Source organism: Flavobacterium sp. F52 (genome assembly GCF_000278705.1).
Lineage (GTDB): Bacteria > Bacteroidota > Bacteroidia > Flavobacteriales > Flavobacteriaceae > Flavobacterium > Flavobacterium anhuiense.
Genome location: NZ_AKZQ01000027.1, coordinates 44,723 through 69,670 on the forward strand (window position 1 = coordinate 44,723; position 24,948 = coordinate 69,670).

Consider the following 24,948-nt stretch of genomic DNA (forward strand, 5'->3'; position numbering starts at 1 on the left):
CCCTGATGGGAGCGGCATCTTTTTGCTTTTTTCTTTAAAAAGCAAAAAATATAGCGGACAGCAGGAATCAGCTCCTTATAAAACTTATTTATCGTCTTTTGCTTTTAGAATAACAGGCAGAATAAATTGTGTTTTTACTGGAATACCACGTTTTATAGCCGGATTTACTTTTGGGAAATCGACTAAGCGAGCATGCAGAATGCTGTCAATTTTTATGGTGTCATAGGCTACAGAATCTTTAGGAAACTGAGGTTCAAACTTCATGGTTGAATTTGGAAAGACAGTAACTTTCACTTCGATAGTATCCAATTCTGGATATAATATCGATAAAGTATCTACGTTTAGTTTTTCTTGGATAAGGTTTGACATGACTTCAAAAAAACATTGCTGACGAAGTTTTTTATCGGCAATTTTATCACAGTTAGGAACAGAAGGATATTCGTCAACTTCTTTCCAATTGATTGACTTTAGCTCTTTTTGAAGTAATTCTTTTTCAGACGGAACCTGCTTCTCAAAATATTGACAAGAACTAAAAAGAATACAAATAAAAAAAGGGAAAAACTGCCTCAAAGTTTTAAAATTGAATGAATGAACAAAAATACAATTTTTTTTTGTGAAGCTTGCCTAGGTTCATGGCATTTTCATACTTTAAAGATACATATTTTAAGGTTTGTACGAAAAAAAATAAAGTAGTAATTTGTAAAAATAAATTGATAAAAATAATATGGATTTACTTTTAGTGCTGTTGGGGTTTATATGCGTAATAGTAGGTGTTTTTGGAAGTTTTCTCCCTGTGTTGCCTGGATTATCAAGCTGTTGGGTTGGGCTGTTGCTCCTGTATCTAACCAAGGCAGTAGAAAACAATTATTGGGTTCTTGGAATCACTTTTGTTTTGATGGTAACGATTACCATTTTAGATTATGTGATTCCATCTAAGGGAACCAAAAAGTTTGGAGGAAGTTCTTATGGAATCTGGGGAACCAATATTGGTTTGATTGTTGGGATTATAGCGCCAATTCCGTTTGGAATTATTATTGGTCCGTTTGTAGGAGCGCTTGTTGGCGAATTATTATACGATTCTCAAAATCATAAACGTGCGCTAAAAGCGGCTACAGGTTCTGTTCTCGGATTCTTGGCTTCGAGTTTTGTGAACTTCTTTTTTTCAGTGATTTATCTCGGGATTTTTCTGACTATCCTTTGGCAAAATAGAGCGCTTATTTTCTAAATGGTAATTTTGACTTTAAGCTTTTTCTTATATTTTTGATTTTTTGAAAAAAACTCTTAAAATTTTAAAAATATTTTTTGTATCTTATAGGTTACGTCAAGCTTTATATTTGCTCATTTCCTCATTTTTTAGGGCTAAATGCTTGAAAATCGACCACCTAAATTTTTAACTTAATTTTTGGAAATGTTAAAATATTTTATATTTTTATCACGATAATCGATGAAAAGCCTCACTTTATCGGTTATTTTAAATAAGTATAAATAATCATTTTTTAAGTTATGAGTATGACCCCAAACCTACAAATTGAACTTAGACGCTTTATTTCTTCTAATGTTGTCTCCAAGTTAAACAAGTTTTATTTTGAAAATGATGCGCTTTTAATCAAAGGAATAGATGTCTCGATCGGCACAATTCTGATGGGACTCTACAACAAAGCAGAAGAATCTGATTTTTATTCCGAAATTGTCTCGCTAATCCAAGAAGATTCCACTTTTTACCAAGAAGTAGATTTTAATGCAGGCAGAATTTTATCAGTCGACGACTGCTACCGTTTAGAAGGAAATGTATTGCTGAAAGAATTGTTTTCAAATAAAAAAGGCAGAATTTCAGAAATGGTTTCTAACGAAGTTGGCATAAAAAGCGAAACAGCCAGAGAAATACTAAACTTTTCAGCATTACTTGTAATGTCTTACTTAAGATATAATCTTCAATTAATAGAAAGTTTAAAACTCCTTTTAGAAGATCAAAAAAGAGATATTTTAAACAGCATTCCTCCCGGAATCAAAATCATCCTAGGTTTTTCAAATTACGAAACAGTAGAAGACAAAAACCAATCTATCGGAAGATCTATTTTTACCCTTTTCGGACATAATTTTTTTAGTTTTTAAAAATAAAAAATCCCATTTTCAAGAAGAAAACAGGATTCATTTATAATTTAATTTGAAAAACAATTACATGTTTTTCAAATTGATAATTTCTTGATCGGTCAAAAAGCGCCAATTTCCACGAGGAAGATTCTTTTTGGTCAGTCCGGCAAATGAAACACGGTCAATTCGTAATACATTATAATCAAACGATTCAAAAATAGCACGCACCACCTTTACGTTAGCAGTACGCAATTTAAGGCCAACTTCGCTTTTTGGCTCATTATCGATATAGCTTACTTCTTCAACAAAAACGCGGTGTCCGTCAAGAACAAGACCTTTGCTGATTTTTTCTAAGTCTTCAAATTTTAAGTTTTTGTCTAAAGAAACTTGGTAAATCTTAGACGATTTTTGATTTGGCAACGTAAATTTACGAATCATATCGGTGTCGTTAGTAAACAATAACAAACCAGTTGTATTCTTGTCCATTCTTCCGACAGGAGCAATTTTTGCATTTGTAGAACCACGAACTAGCTCTAGAACGTTACGATATTCCTGGCCTTCGTCAAGCGCAGTCGTAAAGTTTTTAGGCTTATTCAATAAGATATATTCTTTCTTTTCTGGAGTTAGAGTAACACCATCAAAATTTACAACATCATTTAATTTTACCAAATACCCCATTTCAGTAACCACCGTTCCGTTAACTTTTACATTTCCAGACTGAATGTAAATATCGGCATCACGACGAGAACAAATACCAGAATTAGAAATGTACTTGTTTAAGCGAATTTCATCTGAAGCTTTTTGTCTCTTAGCCGGCTGATTTTGTTTTCTGAATTTTTCAGCTGCTGCTTCTTGAGCTGCTTTTACTTCAGGTTTTACTTTTTTCGGTCCCTGCGCGCGTTTTGGTAAAGCAGGTTTTGGCTTGTTAGAGTTTGATCGTGAGCTGTTTGGTCTCGATCCGCCTCTTTTATTGTTGCCTTCCTTATTGTTCATAGAATCATTAATTTGTGCAAAGATAGTTTTTTCCTGCTAATAAATCCTAAGTTCAATGTTCTTAGATTAATAGCGCTGATTTTTTAATAATTAGAAGCGTGATAATTGGCTTCGTTTAAACATTTTGAATATTTTGCAATGATTCATAAAGTTGGACACAAAGTCTCGCAGAAAAATCTTTGTGTATCTCCGTGGAATATAGCTTAATAATTAGAAATCAATTCCTTTCCATGCCATAAAACACTAGGATTAATCAGTATAATGCAGAAAACGCCAGAAACAATCAGGAATTTTAAAACATTATGGAGCCTTAGAAATTGTTCTTTAGAATTGGATTGCCATAAATAAATCAGGAAGAAAAGCAGGACACCAAAACATATATAAAAATAGATATCCATATAACCCACATCATGTATGTTGACCAAAACATAAACTGGCACAATGGTTAAAAAAGTCAAAGCCGTAATGATTTGTTTTGAAATTTTTTCGCCATACAAAACAGGAATGGTTCTATAATCGGTTACTAAATCGCCTTTCAGATTTTCAAGATCTTTTATCATTTCGCGAATCAATAAAAGTAAAAACAAGAAAACTGCATGAGCAGAGATCACGACAAAATGACTCATATGATTTTCGATTTCTTCAAACGAAATTTTATTGTAGAAGTACAGCAAAATGGCAAAAAATGGAGTGACAGCCAGTAATGCCGACATTAGATTTCCGATAATTGGGTACTTTTTAATTTTATGCGAATAAAACCAAATCATGAAAATATACGCAGAAAAGAATAAAAAAGCGCGCCACGAAACAATAGAAGCCATTAAAACTGCTAAGAAATTCAAGCTGAAATAAACATTCAGTTTTGTTTTCTGGCTTACCAAACGATCTAGCATAGACTTGTTGGGTCTATTTATTAAGTCTTTCTGGCTGTCGTAAAAATTGTTGATAATATAACCTGAAGCAATTGTGATAGCCGAAGCAAAAACAATTAGAAACAAATAAAAATCTAACAGAATATCTAGTGCTCTAATTTCTGGCGCCAATATAAAAATTGCCGATAAATATTGTGCTAAAACGATTATTGGAATGTTATAACCTCTAACCACAGAGAACAAACTAACAATTTTCATTATTAAAAGTTTATTTTGTCTGCTCAGCATTTCTTATAGGTTATAGTTTTTAGAGTGGTAATTTAAGGCTATTATTTTTTCTAGAAGAATTAAAGCTTGTTTTTTAATAAAACTTTAGAACCAAATCCTAATTTTCTAATGCAGGCCAAAGCTTGTTTTTGAGAAATATCAACATCTGTTATATCTTTCTTTTCAACAAAAACTACAGATCCACTCCATGGATTTGGCGCATCTGGAATAAAAACGGCAAATTTGTTTTCGTTTATCTCTTCAATTAAAAAAGCAAATTGCAATCCAGCATCTGTTGGTACCAAAATGACTTTTAAATCATCCTTAGATTCAAGTCCCATAATGTTTTCATTCATGTTTTTCATAAATGAATATCCAGGAACAAAGCTCAGAATGCCATCTTCTAATTTCTGAATCAAATTTTTTGCTTTGGCAGTTTTCGCCAATAAACCCGCAACAAAACAAATAAGGATTATGATTATTATTCCAGCAAGTTCTTGAAGAGCAATTCCTAAAACATGTATTCTAGGAAGGTGTTCTGCCAGCGGAAGCGTAATTTTTTGAATAATGCCATAACTTTTTTCAAGAATAACGAGCAGTACAACCAATGGTGCCAAAAAGAGAATTCCTCCTAAAAAAGTTGCTTTAATTATTTTAAAAATACTTTTCATAATAAATAACTTTTTAGGATGAAAACTTATGGGAATCTACTCAAATAATTTCTGGGTTTAAAGCATTAAAATTGGTAAACAACTTCTAATTTATAGTCTTTTAAAGCTGCTTTTGCACGTTCTAAATCTTCAGTAAATCCAAGGATATAACCGCCGCCTCCAGAACCGCATAGTTTTAGATAATAATCGTTGGAGTCAATTCCGTGTTGCCAGATTCCATGAAACTGTTCCGGAATCATTGGTTTGAAATGATTTAAAACAACTTTAGAAAGTTTTTTGGTATTGGTAAACAAAGACTTCATATCGCCATGCAAGAAGTTTTCTACGCAGGCATCTGTATATTTCACAAACTGATTTTTAAGCATCGCACGGAAACCTTTATCTTTTAAATTTTCCATAAAAATGCTAACCATTGGAGCAGTTTCTCCAACAATTCCTGAATCTAACAAAAATACAGCACCTTTTCCGTCAAAACTTTGGGTTGGAATTCCAGTTGCTTCAATATTGTCTTTTGAATTAATCAGGATTGGAATGCTCAAATAGCTGTTTAGAGGATCTAAACCAGAACTTTTTCCGTGAAAAAAGCTTTCCATTTGAGAGAATATATTTTTTAAGTGCAATAATTTTTCGCGAGTCAGATTCTCTAGAACGGTGATTTTGTTTGTAGCGTATTTGTCATAAATAGCCGCAACAAGCGCGCCGCTGCTTCCAACGCCATATCCTTGCGGAATGCTAGAATCGAAATACATTCCAGTTTCAACATCATTTTTTAAAGTTTCTAAATCAAATGTAACCAATTCTGGCTGTTGTGTATGCAGCACTTCAAGATAAGCCGCAAAACTTCTTAAACTTCTGTTAGAAGCAATAGCTTCTTCTGTAGGTTCTTCGCTTTTTTTCAAAGCGCCATTATAAAAATTATAAGGAATAGAAAGTCCTTTAGAGTCGCGGATAATTCCGTATTCTCCAAAGAGTAATATTTTTGAGTAAAATAAAGGTCCTTTCATGGTCTATTTAATGTCTTTCTTAATTTTATTTGGGTTTTGCCTAGTGTCGAAAAATGCAATTATTTCAATTCTTTTTGTATTGAATTTATAATAGATTGTTGTTTGTTTTGACAAAACACATTTTCTATAATTTTTATTTAATTCCGATTTAGGGAAAATTTCAGGTTCAACTTGTATTAGATAAATTACTTTGTCGAGATTTGATATAAATTTATTTTTTATTCTTTCAGACCATCGACTTTCTAAATATTCAAATAGTTCAAATAAACTTTTTTCGGCATTTTTTGAAAAGACTATTGTTCTTTTCATTAACGAAATTTTTTCATCATTTCTTCATATTCAACAAATTCACCACGTTCAATTTGTCTTTCTCCTTCTTCAATTTCTGCTTTTTGCTCGTCAGTCAAATCATGCCACCAATCTTTCTGTTCTTTTTTAAAAATTTTTCGAATAGATCTTATGATGTTAGGATTTTCTGTTTCAGCTAAAAGCTTTATCAGTTCTAATTTTTCTAATTGAATGTCCATAACCAAAAATTTAACTAAAGATACGGAAAATTATAATGCAATCGCACCACTTCCAATTTTGTCGCAAATGTATTGACTATTCTGACAAAATACAACTAATTCGTCTTGAATAAATTCGAGTACTTTCGTTGCAACGTTTTCAGGATAAAGTACATGCACATTTGCCCCAGCATCAAGCGTAAAACATACTGGAATTTGGGTTTCATTTCTAAATTTCCAAATCGCATTTATGATGTGAAGCGTGTTTGGTTTCATCAAAATAAAATAAGGCATTGAAGTCATCATCATAGCATGTAAAGTCAGTGCTTCACTTTCTACAACTTTAATGAATTCGTCTAAATTTCCACTTTCAAAAATGGCGATTAATTTATCCAGGTTTTCATGTGCTTGAGCAAAACGTCTTTCTGCATACGGATGATTGTGCATTAAATCGTGTCCCACCGTACTCGAAACTTGTTTTTCACCTTTGTCAACTAATAAAATAGTATCTTGATAATTCTTGAAATTTTCATGGATTGTGTATGGGAATTCTACTCCAAACAAGTCTGTGCTGCCTTCAATATTAGCCTGATTTCCCCAAACTACTACGTTCCCTTTTACGCTTCGGCAGGCACTTCCAGAACCTAAACGAGCCAAAAATGAAGCTTTTTGATAGAAGTAATCATCAGTCATTTCTGGATTCAGTAATTTTTCCAGACTCATAAAATTCATCGCTAATGCAGCCATTCCAGAAGCTGAAGAAGCAATTCCTGAACTGTGCGGAAATGTATTCTGAGTATCAATCGTAAAATGATAATCCTTTAAAAATGGCAGATAAACCTCAACTCTTTCCAAAAACTTCTGAATCTTAGGTTTGAAATCTTCTTTTGGTTTTCCCTCAAAAAGCAAATCAAAAGAAAAACCATTTGCTCCGCTCGGTGGAGTCGAAGCGCCTTTTTTAGAAAAAGCCAATTTCGTAATTGTTTTACAGTTGTTAAGCGTAAAACTTACCGAAGGATTTGCTGGAATCTGGTTCTCTTTTTTCCCCCAGTATTTTACTAAGGCAATGTTGCTTGGAGCGCTCCATTCAAAGTTCCCGTTTTCGATTGTTGAAGTATATTTATTTGGAATAAAATCAGCTGCTGTTAACATGAATTATAAAATTTTGGCAAAGATAACTTTTTCATTTTTCAACATGTAAGTTATTTAAGAAATTATAAGCATGATTTACTAAAAATGAACTTTGACATGATTGTCATCCCGAGCGGAGTCTAAGGCTTATGAATTGGAAAGGGCTTCGACTCCGCTCAGCCTAACACAGAATTAAATCCTTCAAATGAACTTATTATAACTTATTATGGTTTAAATTTTCTTTTGCCTATTTTTGAATTCAAAATTTGATGTCATGAATAAGTTTGTAAAAATCGCTATAGCTTTAGTAATTTGTTTAACAGTAGGATATTCTGCCAGTTTAGTAACAAGACCCAGTATTGAAACTTGGTATGTCATGCTAGAAAAACCAGTTTTTAATCCGCCGAATTGGATTTTTATGCCGGTTTGGACAGTACTATATATTTTAATGGCTGTTGCAGCAGCGTTGGTTTGGGATAGAATAAAAGAAAATACCGAGGAAGTTAAAAAAGCTCTGCTTTTCTTCATTATTCAATTGATTTTAAACTCAATTTGGTCTTATTTATTCTTCGGATTAAAGAACCCGATGTTAGCTTTAATTGAAATTGTGCTTTTATGGCTGATGATTTACGAAACGTATTTGAAATTCATCAAAATCAATAAAACTGCTGGTTATTTATTGATTCCATATTTAGCTTGGGTTGGGTTTGCAACAGTTTTAAATGCCAGTATTTGGTGGTTGAATAAATAAGTTTTGTTTTAAGTTTCAAGTTTTCTTTGTTTCAAGTTAGGCTACTTCAGTTTCTTAAATTCTTCATTTTTGGCAAACAAAAAATCCATCGTATACAGTAAATTTTTCTTTTTTAGAATAATTTCCGATTGCGGATCGGCTGTACAAAAGTCTAGGAAAAGAGCTTTTTCATCGGGATTTAATTTTAAGTCTTTTGTGAAAAAGTCCAACGGGCAAGTTGATTCTACGAATGTTTTGAAATCCAATTCAGGGGTTTTCTTTTTAGGTTTTTCTTTTTCCTTTTTGAATAATCTAATAAGTCCTTCTCCCATTGCGATAAAATTCATTCCGTTTGTAATGGTGCCATCGTAAACGCCGGTATATTTACTTAAATTATTGGAAGCTTTTATTGATGCAATCGAATCTGAAACTTCTGCAGCTGGACCTACGTGGGGGAATTTTATAGTTGTGATTAAGACCTCATCCAATTCTTCAGGTTTCAGAATCATATTTACCACAATATTGTTCTGGTCTATATTTTCTTGAGAAATTTTAAGCCTTTTAAAAAAATAATCTTTAGAGAAAAACAACAGACTGTCTTTTGGACGAACCAGAATCGAAAATTCACCAAGTTCATTTGTTCTTGTACTGGTTTGAGCTGTTTTATTAATTACTTCTACTTTATTAAGCGGAATGTTTTGTGAAAGAACTTTCCCAGTTAATAGTTTTTCGGATTGAGAAAAAGTGAGTTGATAGGTGAAAAAAGAAATTGTGGTAAGTAATTTTACTCTCATATAGGATTAATTAGTTGAGAGTAAAATTATTAGAATAGTCTTAATGAAAACTTACAGAATCTGTAAATTCTTGTTAATAAGCAATGTTGCTTTTTTGGATGAATTTTTCAAGTTCACCGTTATTAAACAAAATAGGACCATGGCCAAAACACAATATTTTGGGTTTTAAAGATGCAAGTTTTAATATTGATTTTCTATTGGTTTCCTTATCAGCGGTAAATAGATGTGGAGGTTCGTGCAATCCGACTTTTGTAGTGAGCAGATTCATATTGGTCATGGCATCGCCAACAATCAAAACGCCGTCTTTCTCCCTGAAAAATGAGATGTGACCTCTAGAATGTCCAGGAGTTTCAATAACTGTAAACCCACCTATTTGATCGCCTTCTTTTAAGGTTTGAGAAACGGGAGTGCCTTTTCCTGCCCAGAAATTTTTCTGAAATTTTGAAAAAATATGATTCGGATTTGGGTATTCTGTAAATACATTACCGCTTTCAGCAAACTCTTTTTCAGACTCACTGCATAGAAGAGGAATGTTCAAGGTTTCGCAGATTATTTTACTGCTTCCCTGATGGTCGGCGTGGGCGTGTGTTAATGCGTGTTTGGCAACGGTTTTGTCTTTAATTGCTTTAAAAATCTTATTTGCAGAAGTTCTGATTCCTGCGTCAATTAAAACATCTTCAATCAAATAAGAATTAATAGAGTTTCTAGGAAATAAAGGGATTTGGTAAACGTCTTTGGCAATATTCTTCATCTTTTTCAAATTTTATTTTGACAAAGATTTGAATTCCATTTCTCAACTCACTTGATAAATGTTAAGAAATGCCCTGACGGATTCTGCTCAGCGATTCTGGTGTAATTCCGAGAAAAGAGGCGATATAAATTAAAGGTGTTCGCTGGATTATTTTGGCTGGAGCCGAAGCTAAAAAAGTCTGGTATTTTTCTTTGGCAGGAATCATTTGAAGTTTTAAAACTCTGTCTGCCATACAAAGGTAATTTTGTTCAGCAAGAATTCTTCCGACACGTTCCCAATTTGGAATTTCATTATACAGAAACTGCATTTTTTCAAAAGTAATCGAAAGCACTTCACAATCTTCAATACACTGAATATTCTCAAAAGAAACAGATTGATTTATAAAACTTGAATACGAAGCAATAAAGCCGTCGTCACAGCCTAAATAAGTCGTGATTTCTTTTCCATCCTTAAGATAATAAACTCGCGCCAATCCTTCAATAATAAAGAAAATCTTGTTGCTGATTTTTCCCATTAACGAAAGGTATTCTTTAGCATTGAATTTTTCATACTCAAAACACGAATCTATCGTTTCGATTTCTTTTTCAGAAAACGAAGCAATTGATAGTATTTGTTTTTTTAAAGAAGGATTCATGATTTTATAAAATAGCAATCAGTTCCGAAGCAGTATTAATAACCGTTTTTGCACCGCTGGCTTTCAATTCTTCTTCGGTTCTGTAACCCCAGGTAACACCAACAGGAAACATATTAGCGTTTATTGCGGTTTTCATATCAATGTCAGAATCACCAACAAATAGGATTTCTTCTGGTTTTAAATTCCATTTTTTGCTGATCTCGATCGCTTCAAACGGATTTGGTTTTTTAAGTTCTTCTGTGCTTAAACCAACAGCTGTGTCAAATTGTTCAGGAAATAATTCATGAGCAATTTTTTTAGTTAACTCATCGGCTTTATTAGAGAAAACAGCCATTTTAATGTTTTGTGAAGTCAGTTTTTCAAGCAGTTCTACAATTCCATCATACGGTTTTGTTTTGAGTGTACAGATTTTAGTGTATTCATCGACCATACATTCAAAACAACTTTCAATTTCATCATCAGAGCTGTTTGCAGTGGGCAGAGCTTTACTTACCAGATTTCGTAAACCGCTTCCGATAAAATATTGATAAGTGTCGTAACTATGTGTAGGATAATTTAGAGCGGTAAGCACTTTATTCATAGCATCTGAAATGTCATGTAATGAATTGACTAAAGTTCCGTCTAAATCAAAAATAATTCCTTTAAATTTCATTCTATTAAATATTTTGAGCCAAAATAAACCCGCTCGTCCAGGCATTCTGAAAATTAAATCCGCCGGTAATAGCATCGATATTGACAATTTCCCCAGCAAAATAAAGGTTTTCATGAATTTTGCTTTCCATGGTTTTGAAATTGATTTCTTTTAAATCGATTCCACCTGCGGTTACAAATTCTTCCTTGAAAGTGCTTTTTCCGTTGACTTTAAATTCGGCTTTTGTAAGTTGTGAAGCAAGATTCTGCAATTGATTTTTAGATAAATCTGCCCATTTCGTTTGCTTCGCCTGTTCGCTATCGCTCGAGTCAGAATCAATTCCCGAAGCCAAAACCAAACTTTCCCATAAACGATTCGGAAAGTCAAAAGGTGATTTTTTAGAAACAGCTTTTTTGGCATGTTCCTGTTTTAAATCTTTTAGGATTTTTTCAGCATCTTCAAAATCGACATCATTTAGCCAATTCACAAAAATCGTAAACTGATAATTTTTGTCATGCAGAATACGTGCGCCCCAAGCTGAGAGTTTCAGGATTGCTGGACCGCTCATTCCCCAATGCGTAATTAATAAAGGTCCTGTCGATTCTAATTTGGTATCTTTTACTTTTACCGAAACTTGTGCTGCAACTCCCGGTAATTCTTTAATTCGTGAATCTTTGATATTAAAAGTAAATAGGGAAGGAACAGGACTTACAATGGCATGACCATGTTCCTGAAGCATTTCCCAGATTTTAGGATTGCTTCCTGTTGCCATTACTAATTTTTCAGCAGCATAATTGTCAGTTTGTGTATCAATTTTCCAATGATTTTCTTTTTTGAAAATCGACTGAACGCTTTGACCTGTCAAAACTTTTATACCTAGTTTTTCGGTTGCTTTTAGGAAACAATCTATAATCGTTTGTGACGAATTAGAGACAGGAAACATTCTTCCGTCTTCTTCGATTTTCAATTCTACGCCATGTTTTTCAAACCATTCGATTGTATCGCCGGAACAAAACTGATGGAAAGGCCCGCGAAGTTCTTTTTCTCCACGAGGATAAAACTTCACTAATTCGTTGGGTTCGAAACAAGCGTGCGTTACATTGCATCGTCCGCCTCCGGAAACGCGAACTTTAGAAAGCACTTCTTTTCCTCTTTCTAAAATAGCGATTTTCAGTTTTGGGTTTTTCTCAGCAATATTAATCGCAGAAAAAAAACCGGCAGCGCCCCCGCCAACGATGATTATGTCGAAATTTTTGATCATATTTTGTCTTCTGCCACGAATTCACGAATTTTTTATTAAATCCTTATGAACTTTGTCAAAGTTTAAAACTTTGACAAAGTTTCTCGTAGTTGATTTTATATTTTATCTGGATTATCAGAGATAATTCCGTTTACTTGATAACTTTTTACTTTTTGAATGTCTTCTTCTGAGTTTACTGTCCAAGGTAAAACTAGAAAACCTTTTTCCTGCATTTGATGAACATTTTCAGCATTTAATAACTGAAAATCAGGATGAATGGCTTTTGCTTTTATTTTTTCGGCGAAAGCCAAAGCAGTATCTATGTTTTCTTCTGTTAAAACACCAATTGAGATATTCGGATTTAGGTTTGATGTTTCTTCCAGCATATTCCAATCGAAACTTGAAATAATAAAATGCTCGTATTTCCAGTCCTTTTCTGAAATATATTCCTCTATTAAGCTGACAACTTTAGGAGCAGTTTCTAAACCTTTTAATTCGATATTGACGAAACATTTTTTATTTACTAAGTCGAAAACCTCGTTTAAAGTTGGAATCTGATATTTTCCATCAATCAAAAATGATTTTAATTCTGCTAAAGTAAAATCATTGACTAAACCTTTTCCATTAGTGGTTCTATCAATGGTTTCGTCGTGAATTACAATTAAATATCCATCTGAACTCAAATGAACATCGAGTTCAATTCCGTCTGAATTTAGGTCTAATGCTTTTTGAAAAGCTTGTAAAGTATTTTCAGGTTCGTAGGCTTTGGCGCCTCTGTGAGCTATTTTTAGCATTCTACAGTTTTTTTCTTAACCGCAAAGGTCGCAAAGTTTTACGCAAGGTTCGCAAAGTTTTTTATAATCTTTGCAAACCTTGCGATTTTCCCTTGCGACCTTTAGATCAGTTCGAGTAAAACAATATCAAAATCATTATCTATAAGCACTTTTCCATCAATTACTTCAACTTCTTGATTCGAGTAAGTGTCTTTTAGTTTTGTTCCGTTTGGGAAAATATCACCAACAGGAAGTTCTTTTCTGCCTTTTGGTAAATCTACTCCCATAACTACTTTATCTGTAAAAGAACCTTTTGTAAACGTTCTGGAAAAAGTATAAGGATATGGATTAATTAGTTTATGAACTCCCGCACCAACAGCAGGATGATTTCGTCTAAACTGCCCTAATTTTTGCCAGTGTAAAAGTGTTTTCTGAATTTCAGGATTGTTCTGAATATCATCCCAATTCATATTTGAACGTAAGGTTGCATCGCCCTGAGTGCCTTCAACAACTAAAGATCTGGCCGATTCGTCTCCATAATAAACTTGAGACGTTCCTGGCGAAAGTAATAGTTTATTGGCTGTTTCGATGCTTTTGGTTCTATTCGCATCAAAAGGCTGACCGTCGTCGTGCGAAGACATATAATTAAGGACAGAATATCCTTTTAAATCATTATTCAAAGCATTGGAATATTTCGAAAATAAACCTTCATAATCGTTTTGTGCGGCATTCCATTTAAATTCAAAATTGATTAGACTATTGAAACCATTCTGAAAATAATTTACTTTTCGATCTCCAAAATCATAATCCTGCCCGCCACTAATTCCGTAACCGTAAACTTCGGCAATCGTATAAAATGGATTTTGATCTAGAACTTGTAAAGGATGGTGTTTTTTCCAAGTTTCAAAAGCGTAATCGCATTCCTTTTTGAAATCGGCCCAAACGCCTTCTTCTGTATGTTTTACAGTATCGGCGCGGTAACCGTCAATTCCGAATTCCAGAATATAATCGGTCAACCATTTTATAATGTAATATTTTGGACTTCTTGGATAGCCTGTTCTTTTAAAAAATGCATCTAATGAAGCAATTTCTTTTTCATAACGCCCTTCTTTTTTCCATTTTTCGATTAAAAAAGGAGGGAGTTCTACGTTTTGAGTGCTTTCGGTTTTCACATCCGGAAGATTTTCAACTAAAGTACACATCGTAGTGTTTTCAAAAGATTTGTAATCGCATACCACACCAGTTCTAACCCAATCAGAAGGCCAAACGGGATCTTCTGGAGTTACAGGGCCTGTATGATTAATTACACCGTCGAGAATGATTCTGATTCCTTTTTCATGTGCTTTTTTTACCAGTTTTGCCAAATCTTCTTTTGTTCCAAAGTTTGGGTCTAGAGCTGTCCAGTCTTTTGCCCAATAACCGTGAAAGCCATAACTCAATCCAGTTCCTTCATCAACGCCATCATGAATCTGTTCGACAATCGGCGTAAGCCAAATGGCATTGATTCCTAATTTTTCAAAATAACCTGATTCGATTTTTTTAGTGATTCCGATAATGTCACCGCCTTCAAATCCGCGTAGTTTTCCGGGAGTTTTGGTTCGGTTAAAGTTGACGTCGTTGGAAGTGTCTCCGTTGTAAAAACGATCTGTAAGTAAAAAATAAACATTTGCTCCTTCCCAAACGAAAGGTTTTTTTGGAGTATCATTCATTGTAACTGATTTTGAGCCAGAACAACCCGTAATTATGAATACTAAAGATAAAAAAAGGAAAGTGTATTTTTTCATTATTTTAAAATATTTTAGGATGGATTGTGCTAAAAAAATAGCCACGAATTCACGAATTTTATTCTCAAAGATTGTCAAAAAATAATTCGTGAATTCGTGGCGAAAAAACTTTGTGTTTGATATTATTCCAATTCTAAAACCAAGGCCGATTTTGGTTCTAAAGTGATTTCAGTAGCTAAATCAAATGTTTTACCTGTGATAACATCTTTTCCTGATTTGTAGTTTTTGATGCTTTCTTTGAAACGATTTGTTTTTACAACTTGCTCTTTTGCATTGTTATTGAAAACTACCATAACCGTTTTTTTATCAGTATATCTGAAATATACATAAGTGTTGTTTTCTGGAATGTAATGCGTCATTTTTCCGAAATGAACTGCTTCGTTTGTTTTTCTCCAGTTGAATAATTTTGAAGAGAAATCAAAGAAAGCTGCTTGTTGAGCAGTTCTTCCTGCTGCTGTGAAAGCATTGTTTTTGTCGCCAGCCCATCCGCCTGGAAAATCCTGACGGATATCGGCATCTCCGCCTTTACCTTTATCACCGCCCATTCCAATTTCTGAACCGTAATAGATTTGCGGAATTCCACGAACGGTTGCCAATAAAGTCATAGCTAGTTTGTATTTTGGCAAATCATATTTGAACTTTTCGTTCATACGGTCTGTATCGTGATTTTCGGCAAAAACCAAAATGTTATTCGTGTTTGGATATAGAAAATCCATTGCAAAATTGTTGTAGAATTTAATCAATCCGCTGTCCCAGTTTGGTTCATCTTCACTGAAAGCAGAAGTGATTTGGCTTTGAAGCGTAAAATCCATTACACTTGGAAGATTTGAATTGTAGTTTTCAATTGCACCAATTTTACTGTCTTTCTGCCAAAAAGCTAAATTCGCCTGATTGTGCATCCAGATTTCACCCACAATATTAAAGTTTGGATATTCATCTGTAATAGACTTTGCCCAATTTGCCATCGCAGTTTTGTCTGAATAATTATAAGTATCTACTCTGAATCCGTCAAGATTTGCAAACTCAATCCACCAAATAGCGTTTTGCGTTAAGTATTTTGCTACTAACGGATTTCTAAGATTTAAATCCGGCATTGAAGGAACGAACCATCCATCAATACAAACTTCCTGATCGATTTTTGAAGCATGAATATCGGTTATTACTTCACGTCTGTGGTGCGTTTGTGTATAATTCTCAAATTGATTAAGCCACGATTTTGTTGGCAAATCTTTCACCATCCAATGCGTAATTCCCCAGTGATTGGTTACATAATCCATAACCAGTTTCATGTTCTTTTTGTGCATTTCTGCCGATAAACGAGCGTAATCGTCATTGGTTCCGTAACGTGGATCTATTTTATAAACATCCGACTGTCCGTATGTATGATACGAATGCTGTTTGTCGTTGTCTTCGCATAACGGCGTGCTCCAAATGGTTGTTGCACCAAGAGAAGAAATATAATCTAAGTTTTTGATGATTCCTTCGATATCACCACCGTGGCGTCCGCTTGGATCTTGACGGTTTGCCTTTTCAGTTAATGAAGCATCGTTATCATTTTTCGGATTTCCATTTGCAAAACGATCCGGCATAATTAGGTAAATTAAATCGGAAGCATCATAACTTTTTCTCTCGGCAGAATTGGCTCTTCTTTCTTTAAGAGCGTATTTTTGAGTAAAAGCGACTTTGTTTTTGTTTTTGAATGAAAAAGTCAATTCAGAAGCTTTGACATCTTTTGTATCGATGGTTACGAAAAGGTAGTTTGGGTTTTCTGTTTTTTCTACATTTTTAATCACAACATTATTTGAAACCGAAGCTTCATATTGAGCAATGTTTTTTCCGTAGAACATAATCTGCAGTTCCGAATTTTTCATTCCTGCGTACCAAAACGGCGGTTCTACTTTTTGGAGTTGCGCTTTCGCGGAAGCGGAAAACAACAAAACCATTAAGACTAATTTATAGATAAATGATGTTTTTTGGGTTTTCATAGTAATAAGAAATTATTCTTCATTGTCAGTTCGAGCGGAGTCGAGAACCTTTGCGGCATCTCGACTCCGCTTGATGTGACAAAAAGATGTTGATTAAAAAAAAGACAAGCAATCATGGGGAAAATTACTTGTCTTTAAAAAATTATTTGTTTTCTATAATGCTTATCGCATATCCTCCTCCAGGAGCAGAAAACTGAGATAATTTTGATTTGCTTGTTACAGCAATTTTCTTGATAGTGTAAGCTTGCGGATTTGTTTTGTAATGCGCATCTTTTGCATCAGCATAAATTGTTGCTGTGTATTTTTTACCTTTTTCAAGGAAACTGAAATCGATGTTTGATGTGCGTGGCGTTTCTCCGTTTACATTTCCAACGAACCAGTTATTTGTTCCTTTTGCTTTACGGGCAACTGTGATAAAATCTCCAGGTTCAGCTTCAATATATTTACTTTCTGACCAATCTACAGCTACATCCTTAATGAATTGGAATGCATCTGGAAAACGGTTGTAATTCTCTGGAGTATCAGCAGCCATTTGTAATGGGCTATACATTGTAACATATAAAGCCAATTGGTTACAGATTGTACTGTTTACATGTGATTTGTTATCAGGACTCATTTTGCTAATATCCATTTCGAAGATTCCCGGAGTATAATCCATTGGGCCACCGATTAAACGAGTGAATGGTAATACCGTAACGTGATTTGGTTTAGAGCCTCCAAAAGCTTGGTATTCTGTTCCTCTTGCTGCTTCGTTTCCAATTAAGTTAGGATACGTTCTAGCAATTCCCGTTGGACGAACTGCTTCGTGAGCGTTTACCATAATTTTGTAATCAGCCGCTTTTTCAATTGCATATTGATAGTGGTTTACAATCCATTGGCTGTAGTGGTTTTCGCCTCTTGGCAAAATATCGCCTACATAACCGCTTTTTACAGCATCATAACCGTTGTCTTTCATGAATTGGTATGCTTTGTCCATATGGCGTTCGTAGTTGCGAACAGAACCAGAAGTTTCGTGGTGCATGATGATTTTTACACCTTTCGATTTTGCATATTCATGAAGACCCTTTACGTCGAAATCCGGGTAAGGCGTCAAGAAATCAAAAACATAATCTTTTGAGTGGCCAAACCAGTCTTCCCATCCTTGATTCCATCCTTCTACCAAAACAGCGTCAAAACCATTTGCAGCCGCGAAGTCAATGTATTTTTTTACGTTAGCATTGTTTGCTCCGTGAGTTCCGTTTGGTTTTGCTTTTGAAAAGTCAGAAACTCCCAATTGAACTGTTGGGAAGTCATTAGTATATGACCAAGAGCTTTTTCCTGTAATCATTTCCCACCAAACACCAACGTATTTTACTGGTTTAATCCAAGAAGTATCGTCAATTTTTGATGGATCGTTTAAATTATAAGTCATTTTAGAAGCTAAGATTTCTCTAGCATCATCGCTTACCATAATCGTTCTCCAAGGAGAGTGATTTGGCGCCTGCATATGACCTTTGTCTCCTTTTGCATCTGGAGTTAACCAAGATTCGAAAACGAAATTTTTATCATCTAAATTCAAGTGCATACAAGAATAGTCAATCAAAGCAGCTTCGTGTAAGTTGATATAGATTCCGTCAGCTGTTTTTAACATCAAAGAAGTCTGAACTCCTGTTGGTGAAAATGATTTTTGAGAAACATTTGCTGTATACGCTTTTTGAGATAAACCTCTAATTTCTGATAATTTTGATTTTGTGTAATCATATTCCTGAGTATCGTAATCTCCTGGAATCCAGAAAGCGGTATGATCTCCAGTCATGGCAAATTGTGATCTTTCTTCTTTGATTACAAAGTAAGTAAGATTCTTTTGCGCTGGAAATTCATAACGGAATCCTAAACCGTCATCGAATAAACGAAAACGGATAACGATTTGTCTGTCAGTACTTTTTTGGTTTAAAGTAACCGCCAGCTCATTATAATGATTTCTGATGTGATCTACTTCTCCCCAAACTGGTTTCCAAGTTTCATCAAAAGTTGAAGTTTTCGTGTCAGCAATTGTAAAGTCGTTCAATAAAGATTTTTTGTCATCTTTAAGTTCAAGACCTAGTTTACTGGTTTTAATAACTTCTTTGTTTTTGTATTTTAAATTGTAAACTGGAGTTCCGTCGTTTTGAAGAGAAAATTCCATTACGAACTTTCCTTCGGGTGATTTTAATTGCTGCGCTTTTGCAACAGTGCTGAACGCAAACAAAATTAAACTTGCGAAAAATAAGTTTTTCATGTTTTTTAGATTTTAGATGTATTGTAATTTAATTTATTTGTACAAATTTACTTGCAGTTACAGGTTTTCCGTTAACGATAATTGTTAAATCTTGATCGCCGTCTACAGTAAAAGTTGTTTCGCTATGATTTACAGATACTTTAAGAATTTGGTTTCTGAAATTGATTTTAAACGTATAGCCTTTCCATTCCTTTGGAATTTTTGGAGAGAAATGAAGCTGATTATTTTTCACACGCATTCCTCCAAAACCTTCTACGATACTCATCCAAGTACCAGCCATTGATGTGATATGACAACCTTCTTCCACTTCTTTATTATAATCGTCCAAATCTAAACGAGAAGTTCTTAAATAAAAGGTATATGCCATGTCCATTTTATCTAAAGCAGCAGCTTGAATCGAGTGTACGCAAGGCGAAAGCGAACTTTCGTGAACTGTAAATGATTCGTAAAATTCAAAATTGCGTTTTAATTCTTCTTTCGAAAAATGATCTTCGAAGAAATAAAAACCTTGTAAAACGTCGGCTTGTTTAATGTATGGTGAGCGTAATACGCGATCCCAAGACCATTTTTGGTTGATAGGACGCTGTGATTTATCTAAATCTTTTACCGGAACTAATTCTTTATCTAAGAAACCGTCTTGCTGTAAGTAGATTCCAAGCTCTTCAGAAATAGGGAAATACATGTCATCTGCCACTTTTTTCCATTCTTTGATTTCTTCTGCAGAAAGATTTACTTTCTCCATTACTCTTTTATGATCTGCAGGATATTCTGAAGCTACTTTTTCGATTTGCTCCGCAGCAAAATCAATACACCATTTTGCAATATAATTGGTGTAGAAATTATTATTGATGTTGTTTTCGTATTCGTTTGGACCAGTAACTCCCAGAATTACGTACTGATTTTTATCTTTTGAAAAAGAAGCTCTCTGGTGCCAGAAACGCGCAATTCCGATTAAAACCTCTAAGCCTTTTTCGGGAATATAAGAGTAATCGCCCGTATAACGGTTATAGTTGTAAATCGCAAAAGCAATCGCACCGTTTCTATGGATTTCTTCGTGTGTGATTTCCCATTCGTTGTGGCATTCTTCACCGTTCATGGTAACCATTGGGTATAAAGCAGCACCGTTTTTGAAACCTAAATTGTCTTTAGCATTTTCAATCGCTTTGTCTAATTGATTGTAACGGTATGTCAACAAGTTTCTCGCCACCTGCTGATCTTTTGTTGCCATGTAAAACGGTATGCAATAAGCTTCAGTGTCCCAATACGTAGATCCCCCGTATTTTTCTCCAGTAAATCCTTTTGGACCAATATTTAAACGAGAATCTTTTCCTGAATAGGTTTGGTTTAATTGGAAAATGTTGAAACGAATTCCCTGCTGCGCTTTTACATCACCTTCAATAGTAATATCTGACATTTCCCAGATTTTAGCCCAAGCTTCAATTTGATTTTGAAGCAAGGTTTCATAACCTAAAGCAACAGCAGATTTGATTACTTTTTCGGCTCCAGCCAAAGTATTTTCGTGGTTTAAAGAAACCGTATATCCACCAATTTTTTGGATTGATGAGGTTTGTCCTTTTGCGATAATAGTTCCGTAAGTGTACTGAACTTTATCTACCGTAGAATCGATTGTTGAAGGTGAAATATTTGCATTTTCTCCGTTAGCAAAAATCGTATTGTGCATGAAAGTCGTAACTTTAAAATGCGTTTTGAAAGTCTGAGCCGTTACAAACGCTTCGTTGGTTCCTTTTTTAACCTCCAAAGGCTCCCAGAATTTTTCTTCCCAGTTGGCATCTTCATTGGTTACACCAGCGTCGATATATGGTTTGTAAACAATTTTTGCATCTTTGTTTAAAGGTGTAATATCGTATTTGATGACTCCGGCTTCGTCTAAATCTAATGAAAGAAAACGACGGATGTTTACCGCGATTTCGGTTCCATTTTTCAGAACAGCTTCAAAAGAACGATTGTACCATCCTTCTTTCATATTCAATTCTCTGCGGAAGTTTCTAACCTCTGTACACGTGTTCAAATCAAGATTTTCTTCATTTATTTCAATGTCAATTCCGATCCAGTTTGGAGCGTTAAGTACTTTGGCAAAATATTTTGGATAACCATTTTTCCACCAGCCCACTTTTGTCTTGTCCGGGTAATAGATTCCAGCAATATAACTTCCTTGAAAAGTTTTGCCAGAATATGTTTCTTCAAAATTCGCACGTTGTCCCATAGCACCGTTTCCGATACTAAAAAGACTTTCGGACGATTTTACGCGCTCTGCGTCAAATCCTTCCTCGATAATTGACCAATTGTCTGGTTTTATATAATCTTGATTCATCTTTTAAATTAGATAATTTGGCAATTTGGTAATTCGATAATTGCCTTGGTTTCTTATTAACTTTTTACATTCATTTGGGTAATTGTTACATTAGAATATTTGTCGATGAGAAGCATTATCTCACTGACACATTTTCTAATTATCCAATTAACTCTTCAATAAAGCTTGTTTCGATTTGGGTAAAATCTTTAAAAATGTGATCAGCTTCATGTAAAATTGTTTCCTCACCAATTCCCACACTTACCATTTCTGCAATATTTGCTGCCTGAATTCCGGCAACAGAATCTTCAAATACGATTGAATTTTTTGGATCAATGTTTAATAATTGAGCCGCTTTTAAGAAAACTTCAGGATCTGGCTTTGCATTGGTAACGTCATTTCCATCAACAATAACATCAAAGTAAGACAGAACGCCTGTTTTTTCTAAGATTGGTCTTGCATTTTTACTGGCAGAACCCAGTGCAATTCCTTGATTTTTATCTTTTAATAGTTTTAGAATTTTTAAAACTCCTGGAAGAACCTCACTTTCATCCATGTCAACTAAATAAGATAGGTAATCATCATTTTTTTGAATTAACCATTGATCTTTCTGTTCTTGAGTAGCTTGAACATTTCCTAACCCAAGTATAATGTCTAGCGAACGAACGCGGCTAACACCTTTTAGAAGTTCGTTGTCTTCGTGCGTAAAATTGATATTTAACGATTTGGCAATTTTTTGCCAAGCCAAAAAGTGGTATTTAGCGGTATCAACGATCACTCCGTCGAGATCGAATATGAATGCTTTTTTGCTCATTGTATGGAAAATTCTTAATTATGATTTTTGAGTAAAGTCGTCTACGTCTTTTACTTTAGAAACTAAAGCAGCAGCAATTAGAAAGCTAACTCCGCTAGTAACTAAGGCGTAAATAGCGTCTCCATTGTAAAGGTATTTTACGATTGGACCACCAATTAGAGCGTTTACAATTTGAGGAATAACAACAAAGAAGTTGAAGATTCCCATGTAAACTCCCATTTTTTTTGGTGTTATAGAACCCGCAAGAATCGCGTAAGGCATTGCTAGGATACTCGCCCAAGCAATTCCGATTAAGATCATTGGCAGTACAACCCAGTCTTCATTTGGCATGAAATAAATAGAGATTAATCCAATTCCTCCAATTACTAACGAAAGGGAATGTGTTGCTTTTCGCCCAATTTTTTTAGCGATATAAGGCAAGAAAAACAAAGCGACAATGGCAGAAACTAAGTTGTAAACGCCAAACAGAATTCCGACCCAGTCACCAGCGTCTTGATATTGCTGGCTTGAAGTGTCTTCTAACGGCAAACCGTAAATATGATGCGCGATTGCTGGAGTGGTAAAAACCCACATTCCGAATAATCCGAACCAAGAAAAAAATTGCACCCAGCTTAATTGGCGCATTGTAACAGGCATCTTTGCAAAATCGGTAAAGATGTCTGTAATTTTTGACTTTTCTTCAGAATTTGAAACGGCATCATTTTGCGGATCTTCAAATTTTGCCAATTCTTCTGGCGAATATTCTTTGGTTGTAAATAGCGTAACTAAGATTGAACCAATTAAAACTGCCGCACCAATTATAAATGACAAGGTTAAGTTTAATGGAACGCTTCCAGGAACTGTGCTATTTGGTACGCCAAAATATTTCGTAAGAATGTATGGCAATGCAGAACCAATTACGGCTCCAAAACCAATTAAAGAAGTTTGGATGCTAAATCCTGCAGTACGCTGATCTGTTCTTAAATTATCTCCAACAAGTGCTCTGAAAGGTTCCATTGCAATGTTGAAAGAGGCATCCATAATCATTAACATTCCGGCTCCAACCCATAAGGCAGGTAAAACAGAAATGAAAATGTTAGCTTGCGGCATTAGAATTAATCCTACCGAAGCTAAAATGGCCCCCACTAAAAAGAAAGGTTTTCGTCTGCCGAATCTTCCCCAGGTTTTATCGCTGTAATGACCAATAATGGGTTGCACTATTAATCCCATAAGGGGAGCAATAATCCAGAACCACGAAAGTTCATGTACGTCGGCACCAAAAATTTGAAGAATTCTGCTGGCATTTGCATTCTGAAGTGCAAACCCCATTTGGATTCCTAAGAATCCGAAACTCATGTTCCAGATTTCCCAGAAACTTAATTTACGCTTTTCCATTATCGTAATTTGTGAAAATTATACGATAAGCGCTTTGCTTATCAAAACTTTGTTCCTTTCGAAGTAAAACTAAAAGCCTTGACGGGCGTAAAATTATAAATTATTTTTTTATATATGCTAATAAAAAAGCCATAAATATTCTTTATGGCTTTAGAAAGTATTGATTTTAAGAAATTTAGTCAGTGGATTCTCTTTTTATGAGATGAGTTTCTATAACTTCTGTAATGTAATTTTCAGTGTGCTCTTCATCCTCATTTTCTTCAGCTTCTATTCTTTCTATAAGCATTTTGGCTGCTTTATTCCCCATTTTTTCTCCGCTCTGGCTAACAGTAGTTATGGTTGGAGTAGAATATTTTGAAATAATTCCGTCTGTAAAAGCAATTACGGCTAAATCCTCGGGAACTTTCAACCCCATTTTATTTGCAGTTTTGATAATAGTTACTGCGAAAAGTTCATTTACCGCGAAAACAGCATCAAAAGCTCTGGCGTGCAGCAGCTCAGAAATGGTTATTTCGCAAGTATCGACATCTTCAATTTTTATGATTAAATCTTCATTAAAAGGCAGTCCGTTATCTAATAAAGCTTTTTCGTAACCGTCTGTTCTCAGTTTTCCAACACTTACATAATCAACAGTTGTTACGAGTGCAATTTTTTTTCGTCCGCTGTCAATTAAGCTCTGAACGGCTTCATAAGCTGCAGATTTATCATCAATAATTACTTTATCGCATAAAATATCATTGGTAACGCGGTCAAACATGACAACCGGCATTCCTTGATTGATCACTTCTGTGATGTGGTGAAAGTCGCCTTTATATTGGGTTTCTTTAGAAAGAGACATGATAAAACCGTCGATACTTCCATTGGCTAACATCTCCATATTTAGAACCTCTTTATCAAAAGAATCATCAGATACGCATATGACAACACTGTAGCCATATTCGTTCGCAACCTGTTCAATTCCGTTGATTACAGTAGAGAAAAAGTAGTGTACGATTTCAGGAATAATGATCCCAATACTTTTCGTTTTTCGGTTTTTTAAACTAAGGGCAATATTGTTTGGTTTATAGTTGTAAAACTTAGCAAAAGCCTGCACTTTTAGCCTTGTTTCTTCTCCAATTTCAAGGCTGTTTCTAAGTGATTTTGAGACAGTTGAAATAGAAACATCCAGTTCTTTTGCAATCTGTTTTAGGGTTATTTTTCGTTTCATGTAGTTAATTGAAAAAAATCTATTTAATAATAAAGGTATCTGAAATTTTTATAATTGACAATTTTAACGCTAAAAGATTACAAAATATAGAAAGTTTTCAACACTACCACGTTTTCGTAAAGCAATAA

The 24,948-nt window shown here is 34.5% G+C and carries 24 protein-coding genes; 3 read left to right on the forward strand and 21 right to left on the reverse strand.

Going from position 1 to position 24,948, the window contains the following annotated elements:
- Positions 1–84 precede the first annotated feature (84 nt).
- The gene (locus tag FF52_RS13800; RefSeq protein WP_008466401.1) at positions 85–570 is read right to left on the reverse strand and encodes a hypothetical protein; all 486 of its coding nucleotides are present in this window, start codon (positions 568–570) and stop codon (positions 85–87) included.
- 154 nt (positions 571–724) lie between these two features.
- Between FF52_RS13800 and FF52_RS13805 the strand changes: the two genes are divergently transcribed.
- A complete protein-coding gene (locus FF52_RS13805; protein ID WP_008466403.1) occupies positions 725–1,225 on the forward strand; it encodes a DUF456 domain-containing protein in 501 nt (166 codons plus the stop codon).
- Positions 1,226–1,509: 284 nt separating this feature from the next.
- Positions 1,510–2,112, forward strand: coding sequence for a DUF937 domain-containing protein (locus tag FF52_RS13810; RefSeq protein WP_008466405.1), 603 nt, complete (start codon positions 1,510–1,512; stop codon positions 2,110–2,112).
- Positions 2,113–2,175: 63 nt separating this feature from the next.
- On the opposite strand, the gene FF52_RS13815 is transcribed toward FF52_RS13810, so the two are convergent.
- From FF52_RS13815 to FF52_RS13845, 7 genes are all read right to left on the reverse strand, one after another.
- The gene (locus tag FF52_RS13815; protein ID WP_008466407.1) at positions 2,176–3,084 is read right to left on the reverse strand and encodes a pseudouridine synthase; all 909 of its coding nucleotides are present in this window, start codon (positions 3,082–3,084) and stop codon (positions 2,176–2,178) included.
- 203 nt (positions 3,085–3,287) lie between these two features.
- Positions 3,288–4,244, reverse strand: a complete 957-nt coding sequence (locus FF52_RS13820; protein WP_008466409.1) for a geranylgeranylglycerol-phosphate geranylgeranyltransferase — start codon at positions 4,242–4,244, stop codon at positions 3,288–3,290.
- Between the two features lie 59 nt (positions 4,245–4,303).
- A complete protein-coding gene (locus tag FF52_RS13825; RefSeq protein WP_008466412.1) occupies positions 4,304–4,894 on the reverse strand; it encodes a DUF502 domain-containing protein in 591 nt (196 codons plus the stop codon).
- A gap of 65 nt (positions 4,895–4,959) precedes the next feature.
- On the reverse strand, positions 4,960–5,898 hold the full coding sequence (locus FF52_RS13830; protein WP_008466414.1) for a mevalonate kinase: 939 nt from the start codon (positions 5,896–5,898) through the stop codon (positions 4,960–4,962).
- Between the two features lie 3 nt (positions 5,899–5,901).
- On the reverse strand, positions 5,902–6,207 hold the full coding sequence (locus tag FF52_RS13835) for a type II toxin-antitoxin system RelE/ParE family toxin (RefSeq protein ID WP_008466416.1): 306 nt from the start codon (positions 6,205–6,207) through the stop codon (positions 5,902–5,904).
- Positions 6,207–6,425, reverse strand: coding sequence for a hypothetical protein (locus FF52_RS13840; RefSeq protein WP_008466418.1), 219 nt, complete (start codon positions 6,423–6,425; stop codon positions 6,207–6,209). The genes FF52_RS13835 and FF52_RS13840 overlap by 1 nt, the downstream gene beginning before the upstream one ends.
- Before the next feature lie 30 nt (positions 6,426–6,455).
- Positions 6,456–7,556 carry a diphosphomevalonate/mevalonate 3,5-bisphosphate decarboxylase family protein gene (locus tag FF52_RS13845; protein ID WP_008466420.1) on the reverse strand — a complete coding sequence of 367 codons (1,101 nt, stop codon included), beginning with the start codon at positions 7,554–7,556 and terminating at the stop codon, positions 6,456–6,458.
- Positions 7,557–7,809: 253 nt separating this feature from the next.
- On the opposite strand from FF52_RS13845, the gene FF52_RS13850 reads away from it, so the two are divergent.
- Positions 7,810–8,286, forward strand: a complete 477-nt coding sequence (locus tag FF52_RS13850) for a TspO/MBR family protein (protein WP_008466421.1) — start codon at positions 7,810–7,812, stop codon at positions 8,284–8,286.
- 41 nt (positions 8,287–8,327) lie between these two features.
- Here the strand turns inward: FF52_RS13850 and FF52_RS13855 are convergent, their stop codons facing one another.
- The 13 genes from FF52_RS13855 to FF52_RS13915 all read right to left on the reverse strand — a co-directional run bounded on the left by FF52_RS13855 (position 8,328) and on the right by FF52_RS13915 (position 24,820).
- Positions 8,328–9,059 (reverse strand): hypothetical protein, encoded by a 732-nt coding sequence (locus tag FF52_RS13855; protein ID WP_008466422.1) that lies wholly within the window; start codon positions 9,057–9,059, stop codon positions 8,328–8,330.
- Between the two features lie 73 nt (positions 9,060–9,132).
- Entirely contained in the window at positions 9,133–9,810 is a 678-nt protein-coding gene (locus FF52_RS13860) for an MBL fold metallo-hydrolase (protein ID WP_008466424.1), read from the reverse strand.
- Between the two features lie 61 nt (positions 9,811–9,871).
- On the reverse strand, positions 9,872–10,444 hold the full coding sequence (locus FF52_RS13865) for a Crp/Fnr family transcriptional regulator (protein WP_008466426.1): 573 nt from the start codon (positions 10,442–10,444) through the stop codon (positions 9,872–9,874).
- A 4-nt stretch (positions 10,445–10,448) separates the two neighbouring features.
- On the reverse strand, positions 10,449–11,096 hold the full coding sequence (locus FF52_RS13870) for an HAD family hydrolase (RefSeq protein ID WP_008466427.1): 648 nt from the start codon (positions 11,094–11,096) through the stop codon (positions 10,449–10,451).
- A gap of 4 nt (positions 11,097–11,100) precedes the next feature.
- The gene (locus FF52_RS13875) at positions 11,101–12,336 is read right to left on the reverse strand and encodes an NAD(P)/FAD-dependent oxidoreductase (protein WP_008466429.1); all 1,236 of its coding nucleotides are present in this window, start codon (positions 12,334–12,336) and stop codon (positions 11,101–11,103) included.
- A 95-nt stretch (positions 12,337–12,431) separates the two neighbouring features.
- Positions 12,432–13,109: a glycerophosphodiester phosphodiesterase gene (locus FF52_RS13880; protein ID WP_008466431.1), complete on the reverse strand. Its 678-nt coding sequence runs from the start codon at positions 13,107–13,109 to the stop codon at positions 12,432–12,434.
- A 101-nt stretch (positions 13,110–13,210) separates the two neighbouring features.
- Complete coding sequence (locus FF52_RS13885) at positions 13,211–14,872, reverse strand: alpha-amylase family glycosyl hydrolase (protein ID WP_008466434.1); 1,662 nt, start codon at positions 14,870–14,872, stop codon at positions 13,211–13,213.
- A 122-nt stretch (positions 14,873–14,994) separates the two neighbouring features.
- A complete protein-coding gene (locus FF52_RS13890; protein WP_035691604.1) occupies positions 14,995–16,857 on the reverse strand; it encodes a glycoside hydrolase family 13 protein in 1,863 nt (620 codons plus the stop codon).
- A 142-nt stretch (positions 16,858–16,999) separates the two neighbouring features.
- Entirely contained in the window at positions 17,000–19,114 is a 2,115-nt protein-coding gene (locus FF52_RS13895; protein WP_008466439.1) for a glycoside hydrolase family 97 protein, read from the reverse strand.
- Between the two features lie 28 nt (positions 19,115–19,142).
- Positions 19,143–21,446 (reverse strand): glycoside hydrolase family 65 protein, encoded by a 2,304-nt coding sequence (locus FF52_RS13900; RefSeq protein WP_008466441.1) that lies wholly within the window; start codon positions 21,444–21,446, stop codon positions 19,143–19,145.
- A gap of 139 nt (positions 21,447–21,585) precedes the next feature.
- Entirely contained in the window at positions 21,586–22,239 is a 654-nt protein-coding gene (gene pgmB, locus FF52_RS13905) for a beta-phosphoglucomutase (protein WP_008466443.1), read from the reverse strand.
- A gap of 18 nt (positions 22,240–22,257) precedes the next feature.
- Positions 22,258–23,613: an MFS transporter gene (locus FF52_RS13910; RefSeq protein ID WP_008466445.1), complete on the reverse strand. Its 1,356-nt coding sequence runs from the start codon at positions 23,611–23,613 to the stop codon at positions 22,258–22,260.
- A 175-nt stretch (positions 23,614–23,788) separates the two neighbouring features.
- Positions 23,789–24,820, reverse strand: a complete 1,032-nt coding sequence (locus FF52_RS13915; protein ID WP_008466448.1) for a LacI family DNA-binding transcriptional regulator — start codon at positions 24,818–24,820, stop codon at positions 23,789–23,791.
- Positions 24,821–24,948 lie beyond the last annotated feature (128 nt).